Annotated in this window: 16 protein-coding genes and 1 other annotated feature; of the genes, 1 reads left to right on the top strand and 15 read right to left on the bottom strand. The window is 59.8% G+C overall.

Annotation, left to right across the window (positions count from 1 at the left end):
* Positions 1-6: 6 nt before the first annotated feature.
* The 15 genes from G485_RS26115 to G485_RS0111440 all read right to left on the bottom strand — a co-directional run bounded on the left by G485_RS26115 (position 7) and on the right by G485_RS0111440 (position 16730).
* Complete coding sequence (locus tag G485_RS26115) at positions 7-882, bottom strand: M50 family metallopeptidase (RefSeq protein ID WP_035155829.1); 876 nt, start codon at positions 880-882, stop codon at positions 7-9.
* Positions 875-2128: a M23 family metallopeptidase gene (locus G485_RS28360; RefSeq protein ID WP_051318199.1), complete on the bottom strand. Its 1254-nt coding sequence runs from the start codon at positions 2126-2128 to the stop codon at positions 875-877. The genes G485_RS26115 and G485_RS28360 overlap by 8 nt, the downstream gene beginning before the upstream one ends.
* Positions 2129-2324: 196 nt before the next feature.
* Complete coding sequence (locus tag G485_RS0111500; protein ID WP_027092685.1) at positions 2325-3473, bottom strand: FtsW/RodA/SpoVE family cell cycle protein; 1149 nt, start codon at positions 3471-3473, stop codon at positions 2325-2327.
* Positions 3474-3479: 6 nt separating this feature from the next.
* A complete protein-coding gene (gene minD, locus G485_RS0111495; RefSeq protein ID WP_027092684.1) occupies positions 3480-4274 on the bottom strand; it encodes a septum site-determining protein MinD in 795 nt (264 codons plus the stop codon).
* Positions 4275-4278: 4 nt separating this feature from the next.
* Positions 4279-4938: a septum site-determining protein MinC gene (gene minC / locus G485_RS0111490; RefSeq protein ID WP_027092683.1), complete on the bottom strand. Its 660-nt coding sequence runs from the start codon at positions 4936-4938 to the stop codon at positions 4279-4281.
* 86 nt (positions 4939-5024) lie between these two features.
* Complete coding sequence (mreD, locus tag G485_RS0111485) at positions 5025-5549, bottom strand: rod shape-determining protein MreD (protein ID WP_027092682.1); 525 nt, start codon at positions 5547-5549, stop codon at positions 5025-5027.
* 2 nt (positions 5550-5551) lie between these two features.
* Entirely contained in the window at positions 5552-6403 is an 852-nt protein-coding gene (gene mreC, locus G485_RS0111480; protein WP_027092681.1) for a rod shape-determining protein MreC, read from the bottom strand.
* Positions 6404-6464: 61 nt separating this feature from the next.
* On the bottom strand, positions 6465-7499 hold the full coding sequence (locus G485_RS0111475; RefSeq protein ID WP_027092680.1) for a rod shape-determining protein: 1035 nt from the start codon (positions 7497-7499) through the stop codon (positions 6465-6467).
* 39 nt (positions 7500-7538) lie between these two features.
* Positions 7539-8228 (bottom strand): RadC family protein, encoded by a 690-nt coding sequence (radC, locus tag G485_RS0111470; RefSeq protein WP_027092679.1) that lies wholly within the window; start codon positions 8226-8228, stop codon positions 7539-7541.
* A 76-nt stretch (positions 8229-8304) separates the two neighbouring features.
* A complete protein-coding gene (locus G485_RS0111465; RefSeq protein WP_051318197.1) occupies positions 8305-8922 on the bottom strand; it encodes a Maf family protein in 618 nt (205 codons plus the stop codon).
* Between the two features lie 41 nt (positions 8923-8963).
* On the bottom strand, positions 8964-9206 hold the full coding sequence (locus G485_RS0111460; protein ID WP_027092677.1) for a DUF4321 domain-containing protein: 243 nt from the start codon (positions 9204-9206) through the stop codon (positions 8964-8966).
* 249 nt (positions 9207-9455) lie between these two features.
* Positions 9456-10871, bottom strand: a complete 1416-nt coding sequence (locus tag G485_RS0111455) for an SPOR domain-containing protein (protein WP_169732312.1) — start codon at positions 10869-10871, stop codon at positions 9456-9458.
* A gap of 403 nt (positions 10872-11274) precedes the next feature.
* The gene (gene murC / locus G485_RS0111450) at positions 11275-12660 is read right to left on the bottom strand and encodes a UDP-N-acetylmuramate--L-alanine ligase (protein WP_027092675.1); all 1386 of its coding nucleotides are present in this window, start codon (positions 12658-12660) and stop codon (positions 11275-11277) included.
* A 7-nt stretch (positions 12661-12667) separates the two neighbouring features.
* Positions 12668-14047, bottom strand: a complete 1380-nt coding sequence (locus tag G485_RS0111445; RefSeq protein WP_027092674.1) for a bifunctional folylpolyglutamate synthase/dihydrofolate synthase — start codon at positions 14045-14047, stop codon at positions 12668-12670.
* A gap of 16 nt (positions 14048-14063) precedes the next feature.
* Positions 14064-16730 (bottom strand): valine--tRNA ligase, encoded by a 2667-nt coding sequence (locus G485_RS0111440; RefSeq protein WP_027092673.1) that lies wholly within the window; start codon positions 16728-16730, stop codon positions 14064-14066.
* A gap of 47 nt (positions 16731-16777) precedes the next feature.
* Positions 16778-17028: a binding site (T-box leader), on the bottom strand.
* Between the two features lie 307 nt (positions 17029-17335).
* Here G485_RS0111440 and G485_RS26105 point away from each other — a divergent pair.
* A partial coding sequence (locus tag G485_RS26105) for a transposase (RefSeq protein ID WP_027093796.1) occupies positions 17336-17595 on the top strand: 260 nt, incomplete at its 3' end.

Raw genomic sequence — 17595 nt, 5'->3', positions numbered from 1 at the left:
TTCATTTTACATGAAAAAACGCAAATCCGCATGCCCGTTCGTCAGCGAGTTCAGAAAGCCGTCGATCATCTGGCCTTCGGGGACGACCCTTTTGATTTTGCCTTGACGCATCACGTACACGAGATGATACCGCTCCCTCATGAGCAGCTTGACGACCGCGGAGGGCGGACGCTGCTCGGAGACGACGATCGGCTGGGCCAACGTGCCGCCGTCGATGCGCCCTTCCGAACGCTTCGCCCGGTGAACGAGGAAGCGCAAAAAAACGAACGGCATGTTGCGCCGGTACGTCCAATTGGTCGCGAGCAGGAACGAGCCGACGAGCAGCAAATTCAGGTGGAGCAAACCTCCGCCCAGCAGCGGGTAAAAGGAAGCGAGCACAGCCAAAGCGCTGAACAGGAGGCTGATCCGCGTGCTCCAGAGCAGGGTGCGGTGAAAAGGAATCCGGAAGCTCATCCAAGTCTGCAGAAGCTTCCCCCCGTCGAGCGGCAGCACCGGGAACAGGTTGAACAGCGCGATGAGCGCGTTAGCTTTTATAAATTCGTCCACCCAGAGGGCGTCGACCCAGCCCGCCCAGCCCGCAAGCGCCGCGAACGCCGCAAGGATGCCGTTCTGCAGCGGCCCCGCGATCGCGACGAGCGCTTCCTCGCGTGCCGGAACGGTGCCCGCTTCCTCCACCTCCAGCACGCCTCCGAACGGAAGCAGCTTGATCTCCCGGATTCTCCAGCCGAAGCGGAGCGCCATGGCCAAATGGCCGAGTTCGTGCAGCAGGACGATGCCGAACAGCGTCAGGATGTTCAGAAACTGTCCGGTCGCGACGGAGAGCAGCATGAGGATGACGAACAGCGGATGAAGCTTGATCGCAACTCCCCGCCATTTAATCAAAAGGCACCACTTCCGCCGGGTCCAGCGTTTTGCCGTTCTGCTTGACGGCGAAAAAAAGCGTTCCTTCCCCTTTGCCGTCGGATGTGGAGGACGCCAGCTCGCCCAGCGTTCGGCCGACTTCCACCCAGTCGTTCTTTTTGACCGCCGCATTGTCCACGTTGCCATAGACGGTCTCGACGCCATTGGCGTGCTGGATCGCAATCGTCGCGAGTCCTTTGGCGTCCAGCGTCACCTCGGCGACCCGGCCGGTATGCGCCGCCTTGACGGGCGTGCCCGCCGGCGCCGCCAGGCGAATGCCTTCTCCGTCTTGAGCGAACGTCTGCAAGATGCGGCCGGCTAGCGGCGGGACGGTCACCTCCCGGCTCCATTCGGCGGACACGGCCTGCGTCTCGTCCTGCTGCTTGAATATCGGCAGGAACGACGACGATCCCTCGAAGGTTCGCTCGTACCAGGCTTCCACGGCGGTGAAATCCATATCTTCCGTAACCGCCCGCACCGTCCAGCCCCGAACGAGCTCGTTCCCGGGCAGCTCCAGTCGCAACCAGCCCCATACGGCGCCGAACAGAACGGCGGCGACCGCCAGGCGCATCGTGAGCCCGCGGAAAATGCGGCTCAGGAAGGGGCCCGAGGAGCCGCCGGGAGGGCCGTCGTCCCATGTCGGCGGACCGGCCAAACCGCCGAAGGAACTCAGGTTCGGCAAGGAGCCGATCGGTCCCTTTCCCGGCGGCTTGGAGCCCGAAGGCGAGGCGGATTCCCATAAGGAACGCAGCCGCGGATCGGGCGAAGCCGCCGGCGGGGGGCCCGCGGGAACAAGCGAGTCGCGAAGGCCGGTATGGCTTGTGCGCGAGCGCTCCTGGCGCTGCTTCTCCTTCCACCATTTCTCGGGATCGGGTTCGGTGTCGGCCAGCGGCCCGCGGTAGGCCGGGATGCGGCTCTGAGCCGGGGGGATAGGACGTTCCTGCCGCGTATCGAAAAGCTCGTCCATACCGGCCAGGCTGTCCACCCCTTCCTCCGGCCGAAGCGTATCGATCGGCGGACCCGCCTCCGCCCCTCCTCCCGGACCGGCTTGACGTCCGAACTCTCCGTCTTGCGAGACCGCTTCGGGCATCCCGAACTCCGGGGCCGCAGCTTCCCCGGCGAAATCGTGCGGCGGCTCGGGAGCCCCCCGCCAGCCTTCCGAACGAGCTCCCGTCAACTGTTGAATTCTGTCCCGCCGGCGCTGGCGGACGTTGTTCCGCACCTGCATAGCCGCTTCCTCCCTTGTCCGCTTCTTTGTATCACGATATGGCAAGCCGGCCGGGTTTAGACCAGACGGGAGGACTTGCTTCTCGCAAGCCGGCAACGGAACGACGGGAACGGCGAAGCCAACCCCGGACGTACAGACCGTACAACTCCATAAAAAAACAAACAGCGGCGCAAAGCCGCTGCAAGCTGCGAGATCGTTACGTATCCAGCGTATACTTCTCCTGATGCGCCCGGATGCTGAAGATCATGCCGATCGACAGCATATTGAGCAGCAGCGAGGTGCCGCCGTAGCTGATGAAAGGCAGCGTAATGCCGGTAATCGGCATCAGGCCGATCATCATGCCGATGTTCTGGAAGATCTGGAACACCATCATCGACGCGATGCCGATAATAATGAAGGATCCTCGCAAGTCGAAGCATTGGTAAGCGATCAGAATCATCCGGTAAATGAAAATAAAGTAAAGCAGCAAGAGCACCGCCGAGCCCTGAAAGCCGAATTCCTCGCCGATGACGACAAAGATGGAGTCGGAATACGGATACGGAATGAACTTGCGGTTTTTGGATTCTCCCTGCATGTAGCCGTCGCCCGCCAAGCCGCCGGAGCCGATGGCGATCTTCGCGTATTCCGATTGCCGGCGCTCGTCCGCGGTGGCCTGGTCCGGATGGATGTACGTATTGATCCGTTGGTACCAGTGCTCCTTGTGATGCTTCTCGAGATAATCCTTGATGTCCGTATTGAACGTGTTGAACAACGTCACGAACAGCACCAGTCCGCCGATGACCGCCGTCAGTCCGATGACGACGTACGAGTAGCGGATATTGCCGATCCAGAGCATGCCGAGCACGATAAAAATGTAAATCATCGCGTTCCCGAGGTCCGGCTGGATCATGACGAGAATGAACGGCACGAGCGAGACGGCGGCGATGGCCGACACGTCGGTGCGCATTCGCAGCGGATCCCCCTGCCTTCGGCCAAGGACGGCGGCTACGGCAAGGATGAGAATGAGCTTCATGAATTCCGCCGGCTGGAAAGTCAGGCCGCCCGGGAATTCGAACCAGCTTCGCGCGCCGTTCCGGACGGGAGCCAGGAAGAAAACGGCGACAAGCAGCCCGATGCCGATCGCGTACCAGATGTACCAGCTTTTGAGCAGCAACCGGTAATCGATCATCGTGAAAATCAGGATGATTCCGAAGCCGATTGCGTAGTAGATGAGCGTTTTGACGTCAAAATGGTAATACTTCGGATCGTTGTGCGTCGCGCTGCGGACAATGAGCGTGCTGATGACCATGAACAGGCCCAGAATGAGCATCATCAGCCAGTCGATTTTCTTGAATCGGTTAAGCAAGTCGGCTCATCCCATTCCGAAAAACTTCTTCACCCGTCCGAACATTCCGCTCTTCTCTTCCAATTGCATAAGAGGAACGGTCTCTCCGAGGATGCGGCGTGCCACGTTGCGATAAGCGATTGCGGCGCGGGAGGACGGGTTCATGACGGTCGGCTCTCCCTGGTTCGCGGCTTTAATGACAATCTCGTCGTCGGGAACGATCCCGATCAGATCGATGGCGAGCACTTGGCAAATGTCGTCGATCTCCAGCATGTCGCCGGACTTGAGCATATTGGGACGAATCCGGTTGATGAGCAGCTTGGGCGATTTGAAGCCTCTCTGCTCCAATATCCCGATGACCCGGTCCGCGTCGCGAACCGCGGCGTTCTCCGGCGTCGTCACCACGATCGCCTGATCCGCGCCGGCCACCGCATTGTCGAAGCCCTGCTCGATGCCGGCAGGGCAGTCGATGATCACATAGTCGTAATCGGGCTTCAATTCCTCGACGATTTTGCGGACCTGCTCGGGCGTAATATCTTGCTTGTCCTTCGTCTGGGCGGCCGGAAGCATATAAAGCTCGTCGAACCGTTTGTCCTTCACGAGCGCCTGATTCAACCGGCAACGTCCTTCCGCCACGTCGATCAAATCGTAGATGATGCGGTTTTCAAGCCCCATGACGACATCCAAGTTGCGCAAACCGATGTCGGTGTCGACCATGCACACTTTGCGCCCGAGCAGCGCGAGCGCAGTTCCCAAGTTCGCGGAGGTTGTCGTTTTTCCCACTCCGCCTTTGCCGGACGTAACGACAATCGCTTCTCCCATCGTTCTACACTCCTTTGAATGGCATGAGTTCCCTGCGCCATTGATGCAAATGCGTCAGTTTGTCGATCTCCATGACGCCATCCCGCAAATAGGCGTATTCCATCGACGGTTCCGCCGAAGCCCATTCTTCCGGCGGCCTGCTGATCACTTCCGCAATCCTTAGCTGCGTAGGCGTCATAAGAGAAGCCGCGATAATGGCCTTCTCATTGCCTTCGCAGCCGGCATGGGCGGTGCCCCGAAGCGCCCCCATGATGTAAATATCGCCGGTGCATAACACGGTCCCGCCCGGATTCACGTCCCCCAGCAGCAGCAGATCGCCTTCGTGCCGGATCGTCTGACCCGAGCGGACGATGCCCGTCACCGTCTTGATGACGTTTTTGGCCGCTTCGGTCTCTTCGGGCGCAGCGTCGCTCTCGATGCTCTGCACGAGAAAATTGCCCTGGCGCCGAATCGCGGAGCGGATTCGTTCCTTGTCTTCCTCGTTCAGCCTGCGGGAGCCGAGCTTGACGAAAACGTGCACGATCGGGCCGGACAGCTGCTGCTCGTGCTTGTCCAGCTTCCGATGAAGCTCGTCCAGCAGCGACACGAAATCGCACTGATCGTCAAGCAGAAATACGAGTCCTTCCTTCGTGCCCTTAATCGTAATGGCCGATTTGACGCTCACCTTCGTCCGCCCCTCCCCACGTTATCTAAGATTCTGCCAGGCGAACCCGAATTCCTGCCGGCGGCGAATAGGCGCCCTGCGGTTCGTCAAGCGGCGTTCTCTTCGCCGGAGACGGAAGCGGATTTGAGCAGCCGGCGCCGAACCGGAAGATAGAGGACCAGGGCGATAATCAACTGCAAGAGAAGTGTCGGGAGGATCTGCCAATAAACCGCGAATCCGTACGTTACGTCCGTAAGCTGGAACAACCGGTAGACCAAATAGACGATCGTGTCCAGCAGATAGCTCCCGACGCCGATGGCCAGCAGCGTATAGGCCAGCGTCCGGGGCCTGCGTTCGCTTACGAGCCCGATCAAATAGCCGAGCAAAGCCATGCCGAAGCCGTACGACCCCATCAGATGGCCGTAAAACAGCAAATCTTCCAGAAGCCCGAAACCGAGGCCGAACAGAAAAGCCGCGTGCCTGCCGCCGAACAAGGCGACGTATACCGTCATAATGAAAGCCAGGTTCGGCAGCAGGCGGTCGCTCCATTGATAGGGAACGAGCCACGGCACAATCGAAGTCTGAATCAGAACGAGCGCGAGCGTCAGCAGAATCGTCCGGTTGAAGCGCATCTTCACGGCGCGTCCACATCCGGGGCGACGACGACGAACACTTCCGTCAGATGGTCGAATTTGGCTGCGGGCTTGATGGTAGCGGTGTGCGTCAACCCGAAATCCCCTACTTGGGTGCTGACTACCGTGCCTATAAGAATGCCTTTGGGCAACACGTTGACGAGCCCCGACGTGATGACCAGATCGCCTTCCTTGATCGGCGCGTTCTCGTCGATTTTGCTCATCTGCAGCATATTTCTCTCTTTATCGTAATCGACGATGCCGAACGTCTGGTCTTCTTTGCCAAGCACCGTCGCCGAGATCGAGATCCGGTCGCTGGAGGTCGGATCGAGCTCCGTGATCGGCATAACCGTCGACGTGAACTCGGAGACCTTGCTTACAATGCCGACCAGCCCATCCACCGTCTGCACCGCCATCTTCGGCTTGACGCCGTCGTGGGCGCCGCGGTTGATCTTAATCGTTTTGTCGTACGGATTGGAGCTGCTGGCGACGACTTGCGCGATCAAATACTTATAATTGTATAATTGCTTCTGCCGTTCCGTAAAACCGAGCTCATCCTTCAGTCTCGCATTCTCGCTCTCGAGTTGATTGTAGCGAATCTTGTCTTGCGTATATTGGGCGACCGTCAGCCGAAGCTGCTCGTTCTCTTTGTAGACATCGGAAAGCCGGCCGAGGTCGCGGAAAAATTCCGTAACCGCCCCGACCGGCCGGTACAACGCCCCTTGTACGGTCCCGAACGCGTCGTTGACGAAGCGTTCGGGCCAACTCAGGCCGGTTCGTCCCGATGTGAAGCCCAGCATAGCGATAAACAGGATCAGCCCGATCATAAGAATGAACAGACGCTTGTTGCGCATTATCTTAAAAATATCCGATCACCTGCTTCCCTTCCTACCGGGCTCCGATCCATACGGAGAATTAACGTCTCCGCGAGCCCGAACCGCTCTTGGAAGACTTGAACAAGTGAATGTTCTCAAGCGCCCTTCCCGTCCCGATCGCGACGCAATCGAGCGGATGCTCGGCCACGATGACGGGCATTCCGGTCTCGCGCGACAGCATTTTGTCCAAATTGCGCAGCAGGGCGCCGCCGCCCGTCAGGACGATGCCGCGATCCATAATGTCGGCGGACAGCTCGGGCGGACATTTCTCCAGCGTCACCTTGACCGCTTCCACGATGGCGTTCACCGTGTCGGACAGTGCCTCCGTAATCTCGTCCGAGGTGATCGCAAGCGTCTTGGGCAGCCCGGTGACGAGGTCCCGGCCGCGAATTTCGATCGATTCCACTTTGTCGAGCGGAAGGGCCGAGCCGATCTCCATCTTGAGCTGCTCCGCGGTTCTCTCGCCGATCATTAAATTGTACAGCCGCTTGATGTATTGCATGATCGCTTCGTCCATCTCGTCGCCGGCGACGCGAATGGAACGGCTCGTGACGATGCCGCCCAGAGAGATGACGGCGACTTCCGTCGTGCCGCCTCCGATGTCGACGACCATGCTGCCGGTCGGTTCCCATACCGGAAGATCGGCGCCGATCGCGGCTGCGAACGGTTCTTCGATCGTATACGCTTCGCGGGCGCCGGCTTGCTTGGTGGCATCCTCGACCGCGCGCTTCTCGACGGCGGTAATGCCGGACGGCACGCACACCATCACGTTCGGATGGCGGGGCGGGAACGAACGCTCCTTCTGGGCCCTGCGGATGAAGTATTTGATCATCGTTGCGGTTGTCTCGAAGTCGGCGATGACGCCGTCCTTCATCGGCCGGATGGCCCGGATGTTGCCCGGCGTGCGGCCGATCATCTTCTTGGCCGCCTCGCCGACGGCTTCGATTTTTTTCGTATCGGTACGCAGGGCGACGACGGACGGCTCCCTGACCGCGATTCCTTTACCTTTGACATAAACAAGCGTGTTTGCAGTTCCGAGGTCAATTCCCAGATCTCGCGTAAATCCACCAAACATATGCTGCTACCTCCTGTTGGGACAATCCTTCTTATTATATTACAAGCATCCGGTCTCCTTCAAACTAATAAAGCGATTGTCACCGATTACCAGGTGGTCGAGCAGCTCGATTCCGATGAGCTTTCCCGCCTCCGCCAGACGGCGGGTCAGCTGAATGTCCTCCGAGCTCGGCGTCGGATCGCCGCTCGGGTGATTGTGGGCGCACAGAATCGACGCGCTGCTGCGCCGGATGGCCGCTCTATAAACTTCTCGCGGGTGGACGACGGAGGCGTTCAGGCTTCCGATGGAGAGCGTCTGGCGTCCGATCACCTGATTTTTCGTGTTCAGGAACAGGCAGACGAAATGCTCCTCGCGAAGATGCCGCATCTCCTCCATAAGCAAATCCGCCGCATCCTGCGGCCGGGTGATGCGAACCGTCTCCGGCAGCCGCGAACGGGCGACCCGGCGCCCGAGCTCGATCGAAGCCTGCAGCTGAAGCGCCTTGACCGGACCGATGCCGCGAATATGCGTCAGCTCGTCCCAACTGCGCTCGGCAAACCGCCGGAGACCGCCGCATTCGTTCAGAATGCGCTCCGCCAGCCTGACGGCGGATTCGTTGCGGGTGCCGGTACGCAGAAGAATCGCCAGCAGCTCCGCGTGGCTGAGCGCGGCCGGCCCTTGCCGCTGCATCCGTTCCCGCGGACGCTCGTCCGCCGGCAATTCCCGCAGCATATAAGCTCGTTGTTCCATCATGAACCCTCTTCTCCGTTGTCCGCGTCGGCCGCGGGTTTCGTCTGGGGTCATCGGGCTTCGAATGGCGAACGGCTCAGGGCAGTTCCGCGCCGAATTCGCCAAGCATACCGGCGAGCAACGACAGCGGAAGGCCGACAACGTTATAGAAGCAGCCCTCGATTCCTTCCACGAGCAACGCGCCCTTCTCCTGGATGCCGTACGCGCCGGCTTTGTCCAGGGGCTCTCCTGTCGCCACGTACCGCTCGATTTGCCCGGACGTGAGCGTCCGCATGCGGACTTTCGTAGCCCGGTGCGAGGTGACCGTCCGGCCGCTTCCCGCCTCCAGGCAGGTGACGCCCGTAAACACCTCGTGCACCCGTCCGGACAGCCGGGCGAGCATGCGCGCGGCGTCCTCGGCATCCTTCGGCTTGCCCATGATCTCGCCGTCCAGGACGACGATCGTGTCGCTCCCGACGACGATATAGGTTTCGCCGGCGGGCGCTTCAAGCGCCTCCGCGACCGTGCGAGCCTTGCGCAGGGACAGCCCCTCGACGATTTTGGCGGGCGGCCAGCCGGGCGGTGTCGTCTCGTCGGCATGGCTGGGTCGAATATGTACGGGAAGACCGAGCGTGGCGATCAGCTCCCGTCTTCGGGGAGAAGAGGAGGCGAGCACCAGCGTAATCGGGGATCTCGAATTAGACGTTGCACCCATCGTTCAGGTTTCCTTTCGTGTCGACAATTTTGCCGCGTTTTTTACATTTTGCGATAGATCCAAATGGCCAGCACGGCTCCCGCGACGCTGAGGAGGCTCAGATTGAATCCGATCTGGATATGGTAGTTGATCACCAGCAAGTCGGCGGAAGGCGACCAGTTCACCGGGTACGTGCGGGTCAGAAAGTCCAGACCGGGAACCGTCGCCAGCCAGCGAGAGACCATGGCGCCGCCCAGCAAGCCGATGAGCACGAACAGAAGCAGTATCCAACCGTTTTTCTTCACGTTTCAACGTCTCCCACCATTTTTTGACACTAACGATTCCATTATACGTCCCCCCGGGGGAAGCGCACAACGCCTATTTCCGACCAGGACCTCCGAACCGCAAACGAAAGCAGTAAGAGCCTGGACCCGTGGCGGCCAAGCTCTTCGTCCCTATCGATCCGGGTCGTTCTTCTCCCTCCCCTGCTTTGACCGGCGCGCCGCGATGCGTCCCGCTCCGCCGGAATAGAATCGGCTTCCCGCCTGCAGCGCTCAGCTCCCGCTCTCTTGCGCGATTGCCGTACGCAAACTGCGATCTGCGAACGCCGCTTCCATCGCCGCGGATTGCGCGTCCCACAGCAACGATTCGGAAGCCTTGTCGGCGTAGGTGTTAAGGGCCGCGATGGCGGCGTTCAATTGCACGATCTCCGCTTGAGCGGACTCCTTGGCGGCCCCTTGCCACGATTCGGCGGCTTTCGCCTTCTCCAGCCACACCTGATGCGCGGTGCGGACCGACTGAATGTCGTCTCCGGAGGCCGGGTCCGAACCGGCAAGGACGGACGACGCGTAACCGGCGATTTTGCTGTTCAGCGACGCGCTTGCGCTCAAGAAATCGGCGTATTCGCGAGCGTGCTCGGAACCGGCGATTTGAAGCTTTTCGGCTTCCCAAGTCTTAAGATAAACTTGCGTTCCGGCAAGATGCTCGACCAACGCTTCCGCTTCCGCTTTTGTCGGCGAGACGCCGGCATAGACGCGGTAGCCGTCCGTTTGATCGGTCGCGGCGGCGATTCCTTTCGCGCGCAGCTCCTTGGCCGCCTCCTTCATCCTCTCTTCCGTTTGAAACACGCCGTATTGCAGCAAATACAGCGAGACGGCCGGTGCGGTGAACGTTTGCATGGACGCGCTTTGCTTCGTACCGCCCTGCTCCGCCTGACCCGCGGCGGTGCCGGACGAAGCCTGCCCTCCCTGCGAGGCGGCCGGCTCGCCCGACGATAGCGCATAAGGAGCCGCCGCGGCGGGTAGCGCATCCGGGCTGGCTTCCCCGTTTTTCGGAAAAAGCGGTTCGCCCGTAAACAGCGTCAAGAGCAAATAACCGAACAAGCCGCCGGTGGCGATCGCTCCGACGACCGTCACGAACACCCTCCACCAGGAGGGGCCTTCCCCACGCGAATATCGTTCCGCAGCGATCCAGCCGTGATCGAACTCGGCTTGTTCCTCGAACGTCTCCTCTTCTTCCTCCGCTTCCGGCCGGTTCCCCCGGTACGATCCGGGAAAAGGAATCGTCCGCCCCGTCTGCCCGCTTTGCTGTCGATTATGCGCAGGCTTTTCGGGCAGCTCCGGCATGGGTTCGATACGGGCGCCGATCGGCGGCTGGAGAATCGGCTCGATCGGAGAGACGATCGCCGGCTCCGCCTGAAGCGCCTTCGGCTGCGTTTTGGTCTGCGGGCGCGATCCGCCGCTTTTCGCCGTCTTGCTGAAGCCCGCAACCGGCATCGGGTCCGTATTTCGAATCATCTCTTCGAGCGCGTGTATATCGTCCTGGTACGGACCGTTCCAAGCTTGAAAATCGTTCGTTCGCGAAGCCGCCGGGCTCGCGGGGCTCACCGGGTTCGCCGTCTCCGGCATGCCTTCGGTATGCGGGGCTGTCTCCCGGGAAACGGAATGCTCCTTGGCCCGATGCGCTTCCACCCGATGAGTTTCCGTTCGATGCGCTTCCGTTCGAAACTTTTCGGTCCTGTTCGGCTGTTGCGGCTCCGGTTTCGCGGGAACGGTCCCGTCGAAGCGAAACGTCATTCTCGCTTTTGGCTGCATGAGTCGGTCTCCCCTTGTCCCTTAATCTAGTAAAGTCTATGAAGAGGAGAGAACAAATATGAGAGAGATTTGGTTGCAAGCGGCCGGTGTTCTCCTTGTACGCCGCCCGTCTCACTATCCCTTCGGTTCAGTGTAACGAGGACTGCCCCGATTCTTCCGGCCCAGAAATGAATGGAGAGCAGTTGAACGGAGATTCTGATCGAAGGGGATAGTGGCACGAGGTGAAAAAAGCCGCCTCCCGGGGGCCAATGCCCTCCGAAGAGACGGCTTTCTCAATCGCTCAGCCTTCCTCCCGCTCCCGAAGCAAACGGGCGAGGCTGTCGGCCGTTTTCCAAATGTCGCCCGCCCCCATCGTCAGCACGAGATCGCCCGGAGCGATCCGCGCCGCAAGGAGGTCAAGCACCTCTTCCTTGGTCGGAACGTATGATACGTTCGGATTGCTGTTCTCCGCGATCAGCTCGACCAACCGCTGGGAAGTGACGCCCTCGATCCGCTGCTCGCCCGCAGGCGAGTAGATATCGGTAATAATCACCTCGTCCGCATCTTTAAACGCCCGGCTGAACGCATCCAGCAGAAAGAACGTGCGCGTATAGCGCTGCGGCTGGAACACCGCGATGATCCTTTTATGCGTCGCTTTCGCCGCCTGAATGGTCGCTTCGATCTCGGTCGGATGATGCGCGTAGTCGTCAACGACCAGCATGTCCTTCACTTCGCCAAGCACTTGGAAACGCCGTTTGGCGCCCCGGAACTCCACGATGGCCTCGGCGATTCGCTCGAACGCCACGCCAGCCTCCAGGCAGACGATAACGGTCGCCAGCGCGTTATAGACGTTGTGGCGGCCCGGCACCGACAGCCGGATCGTCCCGAGCGTATGTCCTCCCCGGAGCACGTCAAAGGACGCCAAACGATCGCCCAACTGGATGTTGGCGGCGACATAATCCGCTTCGCCGTCGATCGCATACGTAATCGTCCTCGTGGACGACGCTTGGGGCAGAAGGTCCCGCACGTTCTCGTCGTCCGCGCAGACGACCGCGCAGCCTTCCGGTCTCACATTTTTCAAAAACTTGACGTACGCTTCCTTCAATTTGTTGAAGTCGCCCTCGTAGTTCTCCAAATGATCGGCCTCGATGTTGGTCACGACCGCGATCGCCGGACGATACTGCAGGAAGGACCCGTCGCTCTCGTCCGCTTCGGCGACGACGTAATCGCCTTTTCCCGCCTTGGCGTTCGTGCCGACGTTGACGATTTCCCCGCCGATAATATAAGTCGGATCCAAACCGCACGTCTCCATGACGAGAGCGATCATGGAGGACGTCGTCGTCTTGCCGTGCGCCCCCGCAACCGCCACGCCCGTGCGGTCGTTCAGCAGCCGGGCCAGCATTTGCGCCCGATGCAGCGTCGGAATGTTCAGCAATTCCGCTTCCTTGCGCTCCACGTTGTCTTTGGGCAGCGCCGTCGAATAGACGACGAGATTCGCTCCCCGCACATGTTCCGGCTCATGGCCGATATAAATTCGCGCGCCTTTGGCCGCAAGCTTCTCCGTCAACTCCTGCCGGGCGACATCCGACCCGGTAACCTCGTAACCCATTTCAAGCATGACCCGGGCGATAGCGCTCATGCCATACCCGCCGATGCCGATAAAATGTACGCGCTCTGCCGTTCGCAACGAAGTTTCACCAGCCTTTTTCTGAATTCGTTTGATGGAGCAGCCACGACCTTACATCGGCGATCAGGTACAAGGTTCCGGTCACCACGGACAGAATTCGTTCGGACCCTTCCTCTGCCTTATGCTGCAGCAACTCCAGAGCACGCCGCCAGTCCGGTTCAACCACGATGTTACGAGGTCCGCCGAGTTCGCCTTGCAGCCGCTTCGCAATGTCGGCCAATTCGGCGGCATTCATTTTTTTATGGAAATCCGGCTCGGTAACGATCAGAGAATTCACCATTGGTAGTATATGCCGAAGCGATTCGGCGTGATTCTTATTCGGCATCATCGCGATCATCATGTTCAGCGAATCGTAGGAATAAACGTCGCGAAGGGCGTCCGCCAGCGCCTGCATGCCTTCCGGATTGTGCGCGCCGTCCAGCAAAATGCGCGGATCGCGCGACACCATCTCCAGCCGGCCCGGCCACGACACCTTTTTGAGTCCGGCCTCCAGCGCCTCGTCTTCGACGATCAAAGCATAATATTGACGAAGAACTTCGAGCGTCATAAGCGCCACCGAGGCGTTCACGATTTGGTGAGCGCCGTTCAGGGAGACGGTCAATGACGGCAAGGAACGGAACGGCCCTTCGAATGAAAAGCGCGTCTCTCCCTCGGCGACGGACAGCGTCTCGTAGCGGAACCGTTCCCCAAGCAGGTACAGCGTCGACTTCTTGCTCTCGGCCGTCCGCCGGATGACCTCGATCGCTTCCGGCTGCGTGGCGGCCGAAATGACGGGCACGCCGGACTTGATGATGCCCGCCTTCTCCGAAGCGATATCGGCGATCGTCGGACCGAGAATATCCATATGGTCGTGGCCGATATTCGTGATGACGCTGACGACGGGCGTAACGACGTTCGTAACGTCGAGACGTCCGCCCAGCCCGGTCTCCCACACGACATAGTCGGGAAAAACAACCGTTCCGTAATAAAGGATCGCCAGCGCGGTCGTCATTTCGAACATCGTAAGCGGACCCCATTCGGTTGCCGCGAGCTCGTCGGACAGCGGCTTGAGCCGGTTGGCCAGCCGCAGCAAATCCTCGTCCGCGATGTCTTCTCCGTTATACTGGAAACGGTTCGAATACGAAGTAATGTAAGGGGACGTGAACGTCCCGACGTCATAGCCGGCCTCGCGCAGCACGCTCGTCAAATAAGCGCATACCGAGCCTTTGCCGTTCGTTCCGGCCACATGAATGAACTTGAGCCTCCGGTGCGGATGGTTCAGCTTCTCCATCAGCAGGTTCATCCGCTCCAGGCCCGGTCTGATGCCGACGGTCGGCATCAGACCGGTAATCCAGGCGACCGCCTCGGCGGCCGTTTGAAACGCGTCTTGCACTCTGTCGTCGTTCATCGTTGTTACGCCTCCGTTAACCGCGCAGTTCGGCGATTCTGGCCAGTACCTTGTCCCGCTTGTCGCGGTAGTCCTGTCCCTTGGCTCTCTCCTGCTCGACTACGTGGGCAGGCGCCTTCGCGATATATCCCTCGTTCGCCAGCTTCTTCTCCACCCGTTCGACTTCGGCGTTGAGATGAGCGAGCTCTTTCTCCAAGCGGGCGATCTCCTGCCCGATATCGATCAGACCGGCGATCGGCAAATACAGTTCGGCGCCCGTGACGATCGCCGTCATCGCCTTGTCCGGCGGCGTCAGCCCGGCGTCGAGCGTCAATTGCGACGTGTTGCAGAAACGCCGCAAATACTCCTCGTTGCGCCGCAAAATTTCTTCCGTCGCCGGGCTTGTCGGCTTCACGAGCAGCTCGATCTTTTTGCCCGGCGTGACGTTCACTTCGGCGCGAACGTTGCGCACCGCGCGGATCGCGTCCATCAGAAGCCCCATCTCGCCGACCGCTTCCGGCGACTCAAATGCGGCGTCGTATGTCGGCCAAGCCGCGAGCGTAATCGTCTCGCCCGGCTCGTGCGGCAGGTGCTGCCAGATCTCTTCGGAGAGATACGGCATGAACGGGTGCAGCAAGCGGAGCGTCCGATCCAGCACGAAGGACAGAACCGATTGCGTGCTGCGCTTGGCCTCGGCATCGGAGCCGTACAACGTAAGCTTGGCGAATTCGATGTACCAGTCGCACAGATCGTCCCAGATGAAATTGTAAAGCAGCCGTCCGGTTTCGCCGAAATCGTAAGACTCCATCAAGCGGGTAACGTCGCGAACCGTCTCGTTGAACCGGTGCAAAATCCAGCGATCCGCCGTCGACAGGGGGCCGGACAGATCGATTTGTTCGGCGGTGAAGCCTTCCAGGTTCATCAACGTAAAACGGGACGCATTCCAAATCTTGTTCGCGAAATTGCGAGCCTGCTCGACCTTCTCCCAGCGGAAGCGCATATCATGCCCCGGCGTGCTGCCGGTGGAAATCATAAAGCGCAGCGCGTCCGCTCCGTATTTCTCGATCACTTCGAGCGGATCGACGCCGTTGCCGAGCGATTTGGACATTTTGCGCCCTTCGGCGTCCCGAACAAGCCCGTGGATGAGCACGTCTTTGAACGGAATCGAATCGGTAAATTCGAGCGCCGTGAAAATCATCCGGGCAACCCAGAAGTAAATGATATCGTAGCCGGTCACGAGCACGTCGGTCGGATAATAACGCTTCAAGTCTTCGCTGTCGTCCGGCCAGCCGAGCGTAGAGAACGGCCAGAGCGCGGAGCTGAACCACGTGTCGAGCACGTCCTCGTCCTGGCGCCAAGGCGAATCCGGCCGATCCGCGCCTTCCGGAGCCTCCATGCCGACGTAGATTTCTCCCGTCTGCTCATGATACCAAGCGGGAATGCGATGCCCCCACCACAGCTGACGGGAAATACACCAATCGCGGACGTTCTCGATCCATTGCAAATAAATTTTCTCGAACCGGTCGGGAACGAAGTTGACGCCATGGCCCGATTTTTGCGATTCGATCGCTTTTTCCGCCAGCGGCTTCATCGAGACGAACCACTGCGTCGACAAATACGGCTCGACGACCGCGCCGGAGCGTTCGCTGTGTCCGACCTGGTGCACATGATCTTCAATGCGCACGCAAACGCCTAGCTCCTGCAAGTCTTTCACGATCGCCTTCCGGCAGTCCGCGCGATCCATGCCTTGATACGGCCCCGCGTTCTCGTTCATGACGCCGGATTCGTCCATGACGATAATTTGCGGAAGATCGTGGCGATTGCCGACTTCGAAGTCGTTCGGATCGTGCGCCGGCGTAATCTTGACCGCACCGCTTCCGAATTCCCGATCGACGTATTCGTCGCCGATGATCGGAATTTCGCGATTCACAATCGGAAGCTTCAGCGTTTTGCCGATCAGATGCTTGTACCGCTCATCCTCGGGATGCACCGCAACGGCCGTATCGCCGAGCATCGTCTCCGGACGAGTCGTCGCCACGGTCAGCGTACCGCTGCCGTCTGCGAGCGGATATTGCAAATGGTACAGATGCCCGTTAACTTCCTTGTACTCGACTTCGATGTCCGAAAGGGCCGTGCGGGCGGCCGGGTCCCAGTTAATGATCCGTTTGCCGCGGTAAATCAAGCCTTTCTCGTACAGCCGGACGAACACTTCGCGCACGGCGCGGGACAACCCTTCATCGAGCGTGAACCGTTCGCGTGAATAGTCCAGGCTCAGCCCAAGCTTGCCCCATTGGCTCCGAATCGTGTTCGCGTAGGTCTCTTTCCACTCCCAAACCTTCTCCAGGAACGCCTCGCGGCCGAGATCGTAGCGGCTTTTGCCTTCCTCTCGAAGCTTCTGCTCCACTTTCGCTTGCGTCGCGATGCCGGCATGGTCGGTGCCGGGCAGCCAGAGCGCGTCGTAGCCTTGCATCCGCTTGAAGCGGATCAAGATGTCCTGCAGCGTAAAATCGAGGGCATGGCCGATATGCAGCATGCCCGTGACGTTCGGCGGCGGGATGACAATCGTATATTTGGGTGCATCGGGCCGGCGTCCGGCCTTGAAGTAGCCGCCTTTAATCCAGGCGTCGTACCATTTCTGCTCCGCGCTGGTCGGATCGTAAGTCGTCGGCATGTCGACGGAATTCGGTTCGCGCGTTTCGCTCATCAGGGACACAACCTCCATTAGGGACAAAAATACAAAACCCTCCCGCCGCAAAGGACGAAAGGTTCGCTTCCGTGGTACCACCTTCATTCCGAACGGCGTTCCTTGCCTTCATAGCCGTCCGGCGCTCCAAAGCATGTTAACGGCTGCCGCCGTCCCGCTCTACCCCACTGTTCGAACGGGAGACTCCAGGGCGACTTCGGCAACGGCCATCCTGCGGGACCTTCCAGCGCTGCCGGTCGGCAGCGGTTCCGCTCTCTGAAGGGGCGTATTGCGTACTCTTCCCTTTCCTCGTCTTTATTCCACTATGATACCTTTCCCGCTGTTCGCAGTCAATAAGGCCTTGTCCCCTTCCTTCAGGGCCTCCCCCCGGCGGGTGTCTCGTTTCCCCTGACCCCTCCCATTATCCCTTTCGATCAGTCTGGTGTCTTCATTCGCCTCGTCTGCCACTCCTCCCACTATCCCCTTCGATAAGGAAAACGACCGGCAATTTGCTCGCCAATCGCCGGTCAAGAAATTTACTTTTTTTTTGAGTCAAATCGATTGATACGAGAACGTTTGTTTGGTATAATGAAGTTGCGAACAAATGTTCTTGTGGAGGGTTGCGGATGGGGATCGAGCGTCTGTCGTTTTCCGACTTCTGCCGAATGTACGATTCCGAGCACGCTTGCGCCGACGCGCTGTTCCGCGCCCGCTGGCCCGACGGCTTCCGCTGCCCTCTTTGCGGCCATTCCCGTTCCTATCGGATCTCCACGCGGAGACTTCCTTTATATGAATGCGCCTCCTGCGGCCACCAGACGTCCGTTATCGCCGGCACCGTCATGGAAGGCAGCTCTACGCCGCTTACCCGCTGGTTTCAGGCCATTTT

The sequence above is a fragment of the Cohnella thermotolerans DSM 17683 genome (genome assembly GCF_000429825.1).
Taxonomy (GTDB): domain Bacteria; phylum Bacillota; class Bacilli; order Paenibacillales; family Paenibacillaceae; genus Cohnella; species Cohnella thermotolerans.
The sequence above is the reverse complement of the archived record's forward strand: the minus strand, read 5'-3'. Positions and strand labels throughout refer to the sequence as shown.